The organism is Rhizorhabdus sp. (assembly GCF_018006725.1).
Classification (GTDB): Bacteria; Pseudomonadota; Alphaproteobacteria; order Sphingomonadales; family Sphingomonadaceae; genus Rhizorhabdus.
Genome location: NZ_JAGMXV010000009.1, coordinates 16632 through 28459 on the forward strand (window position 1 = coordinate 16632; position 11828 = coordinate 28459).

At 64.5% G+C, this 11828-nt stretch carries 12 protein-coding genes; 9 read left to right on the plus strand and 3 right to left on the minus strand.

Annotation, left to right across the window (positions count from 1 at the left end; translation table 11 throughout):
- Positions 1–38: 38 nt before the first annotated feature.
- A complete protein-coding gene (locus KAY22_RS02700; protein ID WP_296619686.1) occupies positions 39–2321 on the minus strand; it encodes a glycosyltransferase in 2283 nt (760 codons plus the stop codon).
- 313 nt (positions 2322–2634) lie between these two features.
- Between KAY22_RS02700 and rfbC the strand changes: the two genes are divergently transcribed.
- From rfbC to KAY22_RS02725, 5 genes are read left to right on the plus strand one after another with little or no spacing between them, the layout of a single operon-like run.
- Positions 2635–3201 (plus strand): dTDP-4-dehydrorhamnose 3,5-epimerase, encoded by a 567-nt coding sequence (gene rfbC / locus KAY22_RS02705; RefSeq protein WP_296619689.1) that lies wholly within the window; start codon positions 2635–2637, stop codon positions 3199–3201.
- Positions 3202–3203: 2 nt separating this feature from the next.
- The gene (gene rfbB / locus KAY22_RS02710) at positions 3204–4262 is read left to right on the plus strand and encodes a dTDP-glucose 4,6-dehydratase (protein WP_296619691.1); all 1059 of its coding nucleotides are present in this window, start codon (positions 3204–3206) and stop codon (positions 4260–4262) included.
- Complete coding sequence (gene rfbD / locus KAY22_RS02715) at positions 4259–5161, plus strand: dTDP-4-dehydrorhamnose reductase (protein WP_296619693.1); 903 nt, start codon at positions 4259–4261, stop codon at positions 5159–5161. The genes rfbB and rfbD overlap by 4 nt, the downstream gene beginning before the upstream one ends.
- Positions 5158–6027: a glucose-1-phosphate thymidylyltransferase RfbA gene (gene rfbA / locus KAY22_RS02720; RefSeq protein ID WP_296619695.1), complete on the plus strand. Its 870-nt coding sequence runs from the start codon at positions 5158–5160 to the stop codon at positions 6025–6027. Before rfbD ends, rfbA begins: the two co-directional genes overlap by 4 nt.
- Complete coding sequence (locus tag KAY22_RS02725; RefSeq protein ID WP_296619697.1) at positions 6027–6521, plus strand: cyclic nucleotide-binding domain-containing protein; 495 nt, start codon at positions 6027–6029, stop codon at positions 6519–6521. Before rfbA ends, KAY22_RS02725 begins: the two co-directional genes overlap by 1 nt.
- Positions 6522–6526: 5 nt before the next feature.
- Here KAY22_RS02725 and KAY22_RS02730 read toward each other — a convergent pair whose 3' ends face one another.
- Entirely contained in the window at positions 6527–6682 is a 156-nt protein-coding gene (locus KAY22_RS02730; RefSeq protein WP_296619699.1) for a hypothetical protein, read from the minus strand.
- A gap of 186 nt (positions 6683–6868) precedes the next feature.
- On the opposite strand from KAY22_RS02730, the gene trxB reads away from it, so the two are divergent.
- Positions 6869–7840: a thioredoxin-disulfide reductase gene (trxB, locus tag KAY22_RS02735; RefSeq protein ID WP_296619701.1), complete on the plus strand. Its 972-nt coding sequence runs from the start codon at positions 6869–6871 to the stop codon at positions 7838–7840.
- A 40-nt stretch (positions 7841–7880) separates the two neighbouring features.
- Here trxB and KAY22_RS02740 read toward each other — a convergent pair whose 3' ends face one another.
- The gene (locus KAY22_RS02740) at positions 7881–8153 is read right to left on the minus strand and encodes a phosphopantetheine-binding protein (RefSeq protein ID WP_296619703.1); all 273 of its coding nucleotides are present in this window, start codon (positions 8151–8153) and stop codon (positions 7881–7883) included.
- A gap of 126 nt (positions 8154–8279) precedes the next feature.
- Here KAY22_RS02740 and KAY22_RS02745 point away from each other — a divergent pair, with 126 nt between their 5' ends.
- The 3 genes from KAY22_RS02745 to KAY22_RS02755 all read left to right on the plus strand — a co-directional run bounded on the left by KAY22_RS02745 (position 8280) and on the right by KAY22_RS02755 (position 11806).
- Positions 8280–9818, plus strand: coding sequence for an acyl-CoA ligase (AMP-forming), exosortase A system-associated (locus KAY22_RS02745; protein ID WP_296619705.1), 1539 nt, complete (start codon positions 8280–8282; stop codon positions 9816–9818).
- On the plus strand, positions 9815–11056 hold the full coding sequence (locus KAY22_RS02750) for a pyridoxal-dependent decarboxylase, exosortase A system-associated (protein ID WP_296619708.1): 1242 nt from the start codon (positions 9815–9817) through the stop codon (positions 11054–11056). Before KAY22_RS02745 ends, KAY22_RS02750 begins: the two co-directional genes overlap by 4 nt.
- Before the next feature lie 105 nt (positions 11057–11161).
- Entirely contained in the window at positions 11162–11806 is a 645-nt protein-coding gene (locus tag KAY22_RS02755) for an XrtA/PEP-CTERM system exopolysaccharide export protein (RefSeq protein ID WP_296619710.1), read from the plus strand.
- The last annotated feature ends 22 nt before the right edge of the window (positions 11807–11828 follow it).

Consider the following 11828-nt stretch of genomic DNA (forward strand, 5'->3'; position numbering starts at 1 on the left):
CGCTATCGGCGAAGGCCGGGCGCGGGGCAAGTGGGGCTTCACCTTTCGCGAAAGGCGCTCAGTGCATCGAGCCTGTTCAACGCGACGGCTTCGATGAAATCCAGCCGTGCGGTCGTATCCTCGGCTTCGAGCAGGAAAAACCCCCGGACGAAATAGGTCGGCAGCGTTCCGTCGGCAGTGCGGAGCGCGTCGAAGCGTACATCCAGCGCATAGGGAGCGGAGGCCGCAGGCAGATTGCAATTGACCCACTTGTCCTCGCGAACGCCGATGTCTCCCGACAGAAGCTCCGCGCCGCACGTCAATGTCCACTGGCAGGGAAACTGTTCGTCCCCGCCCAACTGGACGAGTAATCGAACCGCCGCGCCATGGGCGGGCATCGGCAGCGTGAGCAGGCCGCCATCGGCCTTGATGCGACAACCCCTGTGCTCGGGGGGATGCCAGCCGAGGTTGCTCCGATAGATCTCGGCGGTCTTCATACCGCGCCAGATCCGCACCTCCTCGTTCCGGTTCAGCGCGTGCCATGCGCCGATTCGCGCCGGCGTACGGGGAACGGCAAGCGGCTTGCCTGCGTCGCGCAGCGCAAAGCGGTCGAGATCCTCGCCGATCTGCCGGGCAAGATCGCTCCAGGAGCGCGGCTTGAAGTCCGCCGCGATGCGGGTTTCCAGCGCTTGACGATAGGCGCTGTCGAACATCAGCCGATCCGCCGCTTTGGCCAGCGAATGGACGGAACCTGCCTCCACATAGACGGCGAAATCGCCGCCGGCCTGCGGTAGCGAAGCTGCGTCGGAAATCAGCGGCACCTTGCCGTAGCAAAGCGATTCCGTCACGGGCAGGCCCCAGCCCTCGTACAGGCTCGGATAGAGGGTGAAACGGCAGCTGCGATAGAGCAGGGCCAGTTCCTCGTCGGACAGGCGCGACAGCATCGTCACCCGCTCCGCCAGCACCGGATCGTCGGTCAGGCGCTGATAGATCTGCTTGTTCAGCCAGCCCTGATTGCCGACGCAGACCAGCTTCGGCACCGCCGAGGCGCCATGGCGGGCGATCAGTTCGGCCCATGCCTCGAAAGCGATCAGATGGCCTTTGCGCGATTCGATCGTCGACACGAACAGGACGAAATCATCGGCTTCGAGAGCCCATTGACCAACCGCGCTGTCGGGCAGGCGCTTGCGCTCCGGCTTGCGGAAGTCGGTGTCGAGGGCGATCACGGCGACATCGTCGCGATCGATGGTGTAGCCGAGTTGCGCCGCCACCGCGATCAGGTCGTCGCGGGTCGCGTCCGAATTGACCAGGAAATGATCGGCATGATCGAACACGCCGATCACCCAGCTGATGAAGTCCTGGGTCAGCCCGCGCACGCAATGTTCGGGAGTGATGATCGGGATCATGTCGTGCACGAAGGGGACGTAGCGGATACCGCGCTTCGCCTTGGCTTCCCGCACATAGAGAAAGTAATTCTGCAACCACCAGCTCGTGCCGAGATTGATCAGCGACGCGCCTTGCGGGAAATCGAACGGCTCGGTCAGCGACAGGAACAGCCGCAGCCGTTCCATGGCTTCGACCCATTCGGGCGCGGCGCGATCGCCGCTGGCGGTGCTCAGCCGGGCGATGGCGCGCATATGCTCCAGCGGGAGCTCGAGCCAGTCCTCGCGGCCATCGATGAAGCAACATAGTCTTATGTCGCGGTCGCCGCCCTGCTGCACCGCGCCTTCGATCGTTTCGATCTGCACGCGCTGGATGCCGGTGGGCAGGCGCGCGTTGCGATAATAAGCGATCAGATCCGAGATATCGAACACCAGCGTATGCCGCGACTGACCGCGAGACGCAGGTTCGGCCATATCCTCGGTCAGAATCGCGCGGAGCTGGGTCAGCAACGGCTTTTCTCCGGCACGCGGAGACAAGGGCGCGACGGTGCGCTTCAGCAGCGCGGGCAGCGTCTCGCGCTGCTCGTGCCTGGGGCGGTGATTGATCAGCCAGAGGAGTTCGTCGCCGGTGTCCGGTGCGCAGTCACCGGCATGCAGTGCGTGCAGGAACGAGCCGATGGCCTGGTCGACGAGTCCTAGGCGCTTCTGCAGATGCGCGAGATGGATGAAAGCATCGGCCTCGAGCGGCCGCAGCTTCGTTGCCCGCCCATAGGCGTCGATGGCGGCCTCGAACGCGCCGCGTTCTTTTTCCGCATGGCCGAGTTGTACCCAGATTGCCGCAAGATCGGGCTGTTGCTCCAGCGCGGTGCGGTAGGCGGTTGCGGCAGCGGCCCAGTCTCCGCGATCGCGCGCAAAGTCGCCGGATGCGACCGCCCCTTCCGCTGCGTCAGGGGGGGACATTACGCGGCCTGTATGGGACGGCTTTCCGCCGAATGTCCGCAGGAGCTTCTTGCCGAGCTTCATCAGCCGCAGGCTCCCAAGACACAGTCTGCCGATGGCATGACCGGAAGCCGCACTGTAATGACGGCATAATTATTCTGTAATATCAATGTCATGAAGTATATTTGACCTGTCCCCACACAATTGGCACTGGTAATCCAGCCCTTGGTGCGCCGCAATATGGTGTCCGAAATTATGCTGTGCTCGCCTCGGCACTGGACAGGGGCCGCAATGCCTGCGAACCGGCGCGGGTTCGATGGCAGGAGCCCGTATATTGCCCGTCAGGTTGATCAAGACCCGCCGCTTCGGTGATGATCGTGGTTGGTTTTCCGAGACATATCGGAGGGATCGCTTCGTCGATCTCGGCGTTCCCGACCTCTTCGTCCAGGATAATCACAGCTATTCGCGGCACATCGGCACCCTTCGCGGTATCCATTTTCAGGCGCCCCCGCATGCGCAGGCTAAGCTGGTTCGCTGCGTCCGTGGGCGGATAATCGACTATGCGGTCGATCTCCGCGCCGGATCGCCGTCCTATGGACAACATGTCGCGGTCGAACTGTCCGCCGACAATGGCGACCAGCTCTACATTCCGGTCGGCTTCGGCCACGCCTTCGTGACGCTGGAGCCCAATTGTGAGGTCAGCTACAAGGTGTCGGACGTCTATGCGCCCGAAACCGATGGCGGCATAGCCTGGAACTGCCCGACCCTCGCCATCGACTGGCCGCTTCCAAAGACCGGGCCGATCCTGTCGGACAAGGATTCGGTCTTGCCTCCGCTCGACGGCTGGGCCAGTCCCTTCGCCTATGACGGCGTGCCGCTCGGCCCGCTTTCGGAGGAGTGACGATGCGTATCCTGGTCACCGGCGGGGCGGGTTTCATCGGGTCCGCGCTGATCCGCCACCTGATCGGCGAGACGACGCATGAGGTGCTCAACCTCGACAAGCTGACCTATGCCGGGGTGCTGACCTCGCTCGCGCCGGTCGGCAACAACCCCCGCTATCGTTTCGTCCAGGGCGACATCTGCGATGCCGAGGTGGTCCGGTCGCTGCTGGTGGAATTCCAGCCCGACATCGTCGCCCACCTCGCCGCCGAGAGCCATGTCGATCGTTCGATCGACGGACCCGGCGCCTTTATTCAGACCAATGTCGTCGGCACCTTTACGCTGCTCGATCAGGCGCTGGCTTATTGGCGCGGGCTCGATGGCGAGCGGCGAGCGGATTTCCGCTTCCATCATATCTCGACCGACGAGGTTTATGGATCGCTGGGCGACGAAGGCCTGTTCACCGAGAGTACGGCCTATGATCCGCGCTCGCCTTATTCGGCTTCCAAGGCTGGCTCCGACCATCTCGTCCGGGCCTGGGGGCATACCTATGGCCTGCCGGTGCTCGTCACCAATTGCTCGAACAATTACGGGCCCTATCATTTTCCCGAAAAGCTGATTCCGCTGATCATCATCCGGGCACTCTCCGGCGAACCCTTGCCCGTCTATGGCGACGGCTCGAACATACGCGACTGGCTCTATGTCGAGGACCATGCCCGCGCCCTGCGCACCGTCTTCGAGCGGGGGACGCCCGGGGAGACCTATAATGTCGGCGGCAATTCGGAGCGGCGCAACATCGAGGTGGTACAGGCAATCTGCGCTGCTCTGGATCGCCTGCAACCGCGAGCGGACGGCCGCAGCTATGCCAGCCAGATCAGCTTCGTCGCCGACCGGCCGGGGCACGACCGCCGCTATGCGATCGACGCGAGCAAGATCCGCGACCAGCTGGGCTGGGAGCCACAGGTCTCGTTCGAGGAGGGGATAGAGAGGACCGTGCGCTGGTATCTCGACAACCGCCCCTGGTGGCAGGACATTCTCGACGCGCGCTACGCCACGGAGCGGCTGGGCCTCGCGACCGGATGAGCGGGCGCCATATCCTCGTCACGGGCGGTCAGGGACAGGTCGGGCTGGAGATGGCGCGCTTGTCCTGGCCCGAAGACACCGTCGCTCTTTTTCCTACGCGTGCAGAACTCGACCTCGCTTCGCGCGACAGCATCCGGACCTATCTGGATCGCCATCCGGTCGACTGCATCGTTAATTGCGCCGCCTATACGGCGGTGGATCGGGCCGAGGCGGAGCCCGAGCTTGCCTTTCGTATCAACGGCGAAGCGGCGGGGTGGCTGGCCGAGGCGGGCCTTCCCATCGTCCATCTGTCGACCGACTATGTCTTCGATGGGAGCAAGACGACGCCTTATGCGATCGATGATCCCGTCGCCCCGCTAGGTGTCTATGGTGCGTCGAAACTGGCCGGCGAGCGGGCCGTGCTCGGGAGTGGAGCGAGGGCGCTGGTACTGCGGACGGCCTGGGTCCTGTCGGCGCACCGCCACAATTTCCTGAAGACGATGCTGCGCGCCGCGCAAACGATGCCCCGGCTGCGCGTCGTCGATGATCAGCGCGGCTGTCCGACGGGCGCAGCAGACATCGCCGCCACCGTGCAGATGATCCTGTTGCGATTGCTCGATGACCGGGCCGCGCCGCTCGGCATCCAGCATTTCGTCAATGAAGGCGAGGCCAGCTGGTGCGGACTGGCGCGCGAGATCTTCCGGATGAGCGCGGAGCGCGGCGGACCGGTCGCCGAGGTGGAGGCGATCACGACCGCGGACTATCCGACTCCTGCGCGCCGCCCGGCAAATTCCCGGCTGTCGACCGCCGCGCTGCACCGGGGCTATGGCATCGAACCCCGCCATTGGCAGGGGGCCGTCGGTGACATTATCGATGAGCTGCTCGGGCCACCGGCCCGGAATCAGGAGTGGGACGCGTGAAGGGCATTATCCTGGCAGGCGGCGCGGGCACGCGGCTCCACCCGATGACGATGGTGACGTCGAAGCAGCTGCTGCCGGTCTATGACAAGCCGATGATCTATTATCCGCTGTCGACGCTGATGCTGGCGGGCATCCGCGAGGTGTTGCTGATTTCCACCCCGCGCGACATTCCCTCCTTCCAGGCGCTGCTTGGAGACGGCCGCCAGTGGGGGATGGAGATCAGCTATGCCGTGCAGCCGAGCCCCGACGGGCTGGCGCAGGCCTATATCATCGGCGCCGACTTCGTCGGGAACGAGCCGTCGGCGCTGATCCTGGGCGACAACATCTATTATGGCCATGGCGCCACCGATCTGTTCCGCTCTGCAGCAGCGCGCAGCGAGGGTGCGACCGTTTTCGCCTATCATGTGACCGATCCCGAGCGATACGGGGTCGTCGAGTTCGATGCCGCGATGCGCGCCGTATCGATCGAGGAGAAACCCCAGCGGCCCCGCTCCAACTGGGCCGTAACGGGCCTTTATTTCTACGATTCCGACGTCGTCGAGATTGCCCGCTCGCTGAAGCCGTCGGCGCGCGGCGAGCTTGAGATAACCGACGTCAACAAGGCCTATCTCGATGCGGGGAAGCTCTCGGTCGAACTGATGGGGCGCGGCTATGCGTGGCTCGACACGGGCACCCCCGATAGCTTGATCGAGGCGGCAGAGTTCGTCCGCACACTCGAAAAGCGGCAGGGCTTCAAGATCGCTTGCCTGGAAGAGGTGGCCTATCTGCAGGGCTTCATCGACGCCGGCCAGCTCGAATGCCTGGCCGATGCCCTCGGCAAGAGCGCCTATGGAACTTATCTGCGGGATCAAGTGCTAAAGCGTTGATGAAAAACGCCCGCTATATCGCCGCCGGTCTGAGCGACGCCGACATGCTTTGGCTCTTGTCCGTCGGCACGCTACGAAGCCTCAAATCTGGCGACATGCTGGTAAGCGCGGGCAAGCCGGTGAACGAGATATTCTTCGTGCTCGCCGGGAGCGTCGCGGTCCGTCTGCGTGATGGAACGCAGGTCGCGCGGCTGGGCGTGGGCGACGTGGTCGGCGAGATGTCCTTCGTGGAGCGCCATTCCCCGCTCGTCTCGGTGCTGGCCGAGGAACCGGTCGAGGTTCTCGCCATCGCCCGCAAGTTGATCCTCGACCGTTTCGAGGAGCAACCGGAGTTCGCGGCGCGCTTCTATCGGGCCCTTGCCATCTTTCTCTCCGAGCGTCTGCGCGAGACCACGGCTGTGGTCCAGGCGCAAGCCGGTGAGGGACAGGACGACAAGGACGATCGCGATGCGCGAGCGCGATTTGGGCGACTGTTTCGCAGATCGGCCAGCTGACGCGCTCAGCCCTTCATCGCATCGCCGATGGCGTCCAGCGCTGTGGGAAGATGGTGCCGCAGTTCCATCACGGGATTAGCGGGAGCACCCTCGGACAACAGCCTGGGAACGGTCAGCGCGACCACCGCTGCAAACAGGCAGGTGAACAGTGCAAAGCGCACAGCGGCGAAGCCTCGCCTGTCGCGCAGAGCCTTTGTTGCACCAATACGGCATGTCGAGCGTGCAGTCATCTCCGCCGGACTAGCGAGCGAAAGCTAAGCCGGGGTAAAGGCGTAGCGGTTGCCAAAGCGGGGGCTGCGTCCCTATCTGCACTTCCGAGAATCACCCGCATCACCGGAACGACAGCCATGACCGCCACCCACTCGACCCGCATGTTGATCATCGGCTCCGGCCCGGCCGGCCTTTCGGCCGCGATCTACGGCGCCCGCGCCGGCATGGCGCCGATCGTGGTCCAGGGCATCCAGCCGGGCGGCCAGCTGACCATTACCACCGATGTCGAGAATTATCCGGGGTTCCGCGAGGTCATCCAGGGGCCCTGGCTGATGGAAGAGATGCGCGCCCAGGCCGAGCATGTCGGAGCGACGATGGTCTGGGACATGATTTCCGAGATCGACCTGAGCGAGCGCCCCTTCCGGCTGAAGGGCGACGGCGGCACGGTCTATGTCGCCGACACGCTGATCATCGCGACCGGCGCGCAGGCGAAGTGGCTGGGCGTGGAAGGCGAGATGGAACTGGGCGGCAAGGGCGTTTCCGCCTGCGCGACCTGCGACGGTTTCTTCTACCGCGGCAAGAAGGTCGCCGTCATCGGCGGCGGTAACACGGCGGTGGAAGAGGCGCTCTACCTGACCAACCACAGCCACGACGTGACGCTGATCCACCGCCGCGATTCGCTGCGGGCCGAGAAGATCCTGCAGGAGCGGCTGTTCGCCCATCCGAATATCAAGGTGCTTTGGAATCAGCAGGTCGAGCGCTTTGTCGGCGGCGAAGGCAATGCCGGGCTGGTCGCGATCGAACTCAGGGACACAGTCACCGGCGCGGTGTCGCAGCTGGAGACCGACGGCGGCTTCGTCGCCATCGGCCACAGCCCGTCGACCGAGCTTTTCCGCGGGCATCTTGAACTCGACGAGGATGGCTATCTGATCGTCGAGAAGGGCGGCACCCGGACTAATGTCCCGGGCGTGTTCGGCTGCGGCGACGTCGCCGACAAGGTCTATCGCCAAGCGGTGACCGCTGCAGGCATGGGCTGCATGGCCGCCCTCGATGCCGAGCGTTTCCTAGCCGAGGCCGATTTCGAGGCGCGGGTCACCGTCGACGCCTGAGCCTTTCGCAGCCGGGCGGGGCGAAGGCCGTCCCGCTCCGTCAGCGCTTGAGCTTGCGTTCCACGAAAGCCAGTAGCGCGCCGAAGCTCTCCAGCATTTCGCCGTCCACTTCATCATCGTCGATGATGATATCCAGCCGGTCTTCCAGCGCCGTCAGCAGGCCAGCCACCGCCATGGAATCGAGTTCGGGCAGCGACCCGAACAGCTGCGTATCGGCATCAAACCCGTCGACGCGCGCGACGTCGAGCGACAGGCTTTCGGCGAGAACGGCGCGAACGGCTTGCTCGGTGCTCTCGAAATCGGCTGCGCTCACGTCGGATGGTCCTCGCGGTTCGGAAGTGGCGGCTCCGTAGACGCATTGATGGCGCGGAACAAGATTCGGTTAGGCAATGTCCGCAGCCGGTTGCCCATCCCGTCGCCAGCCCCTAGCTGTCAGGCGATGCCCGTTGCTGCAGACCCCGTTCCTCGCCCGCTCGATCATCTCTCCCTTCGCGGCGATCGATCGGCACCCGCGCTCGTGGACAGGACCGGGCTGCTCGACCATGCGGGGCTCGACGAGGCGGTGTCGCGCCTTGCTGCCGGTCTTAGGGCTCGAAAGTTGCAACCGGGGGACCGGGTGGCGAGCTGGATGGCCAAGGGGCGGCTCGCCTGCATCCTGCCGCTCGCCGCCGCTCGGGCCGGGCTGATCCACGTTCCGATCAACCCGCAGCTCAAGCATCATCAGGTTTCGCACATATTGGCCGACAGCGGCGCCCGGCTTCTGATTGCAGGCAAGGGGCGCGCCGCGACGCTGGAGGCTGGAGACAGGCCGACGGGCTGTGCCCTGGCGATCGAGGAGGAAGACGGGGCGGCGCTGCTCTCCACCGACGACCGGTTGCCGCCGTCGGCCGCCGATCCGTCTGACCTCACCGCTATCCTCTACACCTCCGGGTCGACCGGGCGCCCTAAGGGGGTTATGCTGAGCCACGCCAATCTGTGGCTGGGCGCCATATCGGTCGCCCATTATCTGGGGCTGGAAGGCGATGACCGCACCCTAGCGGTGCTGCCGCTCAGTTTCGATTATGGGCAGAATCAGCTGCTGTCGACCTGGGCCGCGGGCGCCTGCGTCCACCCGCTCGACTATCTGACGCCACGCGACGTGATCCGTGCAGTGAAACGGCATGGGATCACTACCCTCGCCGGGGTCCCGCCGCTGTGGATACAGCTTATTGAGGCAGACTGGCCGGCCGATGCGATCGGCTCGCTGCGGCGCCTCACCAATACCGGGGGACGGATGAGCCTGTCGCTCGTCCGGCGTCTGCGCGAACTGTTTCCCGAGGCGCGTCTTTTCTCGATGTACGGGCTCACCGAGGCTTTCCGCTCCACCTTTCTCGACCCCGCATTGATCGATGCCCATCCGGACTCGATCGGCAAGGCGATACCCTTCGCGGAGATCCTCGTCGTCCGGCCCGATGGCAGCGTGAGCGACGACAATGAGCCGGGCGAACTGGTCCATGCCGGCCCCCTGGTCGCGCAGGGCTATTGGCACGACCCGGAACGGACCGCCTTGCGCTTCAGGCCGGCGCCTGCGGACGCGGTCCATGGCGGTATTGCCGTCTGGTCTGGCGATACGGTGGTGCGCGACCGCGCAGGTCTGCTCCGTTTCATCGGCCGCGACGACGAGATGATGAAGGTGTCAGGCAACCGGATCAGCCCGACCGAAATCGAGGAAGCGGCCATCGCCAGCGGCGCGACGGCCGAAGTTGTCGCGCTCGGTCTGCCCGACGAGCGGCAGGGGCAGGCCATCTGGCTCTACGCGCGCCCTCAGGTCGAGGACGCCGACGAACGCCTGCGCGACTGGTTTCGTCGGAACCTGCCGTCTTTCATGCAGCCGACACGGATCGTCTGGCAGGAGGAACTGCCGCGCAACGCGAATGGCAAGCTCGATCGCGTCGTCCTGCGTGCCGAGGCGCTTGCACAAGCGGAGAAGGATGCATGAAGCCAACTGGTCCCATTCCCACGGACTATGTCTGGCAGGACGGCGCGCTGATGCTCGGCGAGCGAACAGCCGAAGAGTGGGCGGTTCTGGCGGGCGATACGCCGCTGTTCGTCTATGACCTCGCCATCGTGAGGCGACGGGTCGAGCGCTTTCGCGCTGCCTTTCCCGCCGTATCGCTCCATTATGCGGTGAAGGCCAATCCGCATCCGCCCCTGCTGGCGGCAATGGCCGGGCTGGTCGACGGCTTCGATATCGCCTCGGGCGGGGAGGCGCGGCTGGCGCTCGATGCCGGCATGGAGCCGCGTCGCATCTCCTTTGCAGGACCGGGCAAGCGCGACCGCGAACTGGAAATGGCGATCGAGGCGGGCATCACCATCAACGTGGAATCCGCATCCGAACTCGATCGGGCGCTGGCGCTGGGCCGCGCGCGGGGCTCGACGCCCCGCCTCGCCTTGCGCGTCAATCCGGATTTCGAGCTGAAAGGCTCGGGGATGAAGATGGGGGGCGGGGCCAAGCCCTTCGGTATCGACGCCGATCGCGTCGCCCCGCTGATCCGTCAAATTGAGGACAATGGCGGCCTCTATCGCGGCCTGCACATCTTTGCGGGCTCTCAGGCTCTTGATGCCGAAGCGCTGATCGAGGCACAGGCGTCTGCCGTGGCGCTCGCCGATCGTATCAGCCGCGAAGCGGGCGTGGCACCGCCGCACGTCAATCTCGGCGGCGGCTTCGGCATTCCATATTTCGCGTCCGACAAGCCGCTCGACGAAGCACGGGTGGGGGCGGCGCTGGCCGACACGCTCGCCGGACGCGGGCCCATCCTCGAATGCACAGAATTTACAATCGAGCTTGGGCGCTGGCTGGTGGGAGAGGCGGGCGTCTATCTGACCCGGATCGTCGACCGCAAGCAGAGTCATGGAGAGACCTTCCTGGTGGTCGATGGCGGCTTGCACCACCAATTGGCGGCAAGTGGTAATTTCGGCACCGTTGTGCGCCGTAACTATCCGATTTCTTTGACCAAAAGCCGCGAACCGGATAGGGTGGAGACTGCCTCGGTGGTGGGTTGCCTCTGCACGCCGCTCGACCGTCTGGGGGATCAGGTCCAACTGCCTGTTGCGGGGGTCGGCGATCTGGTCGTCCTCTATCTTGCAGGGGCCTATGGAGCCACTGCGAGCCCCGCTCGTTTTCTGGGGCAGGGAGAGGCGAAGGAATTAACCATAGACGGCGCCCGAATCCTGTGATTCTAAGCAAGTGTTCAGGGTTTGTGCGACATTAGACGGGGCTTGGGGGCTGACTGGTTGTGAATATGGGCAGACCAGTGTCGCGAATGTCCCGGAGGATTGGTGATGGCCTTGAGTGCTAAACTTTGGACGTCGATCGCTGCAGCCGCCTTCGTGGCGACGACCGCGCTGTCTCCCGTCGCCGCAGCTGAAAAGGAGCTGCCGCCGGCGCCCTTCGTGCCGCAGGGCGGCCAGCCGGGCGAGGATTACACGATCGGTCCGCTCGACTCGCTGACCGTGTTCGTCTGGCGCAACCCTGAACTCGGCGCGCAGGTGCAGGTGCGCCCCGACGGCCGTATCACCCTGCCGCTGATCAATGACATGGTGGCCGTGGGCAAGACGCCGACGCAATTGTCTGACGACATCCACAATGCCCTGTCGACCTATATCACCGACCCGATCGTGTCCGTGATCGTCAACAATTTCTCCGGTACCTTTGCCCAGCAGATCCGTATCGTCGGTGCTGCAGAAAAGCCTTCGACGGTTTCCTATCGCGCGGACATGACGCTGCTCGACGTGATGATCACGGTCGGCGGCCTGTCGCAATATGCCGCCGGCAATCGCGCCAAGCTCATTCGTTATAATCCCGAAACCAAGAAGCAGGAGGAATATCGCCTGCGGATCGACAGTCTGTTGAAGCGCGGTGACATCAAGGCGAATGTGAAGCTTCTGCCAGGGGATGTGATCATCATTCCCGAGAGCCTGTTCTGAGTCCGGTGACCGTGGGGGCGGC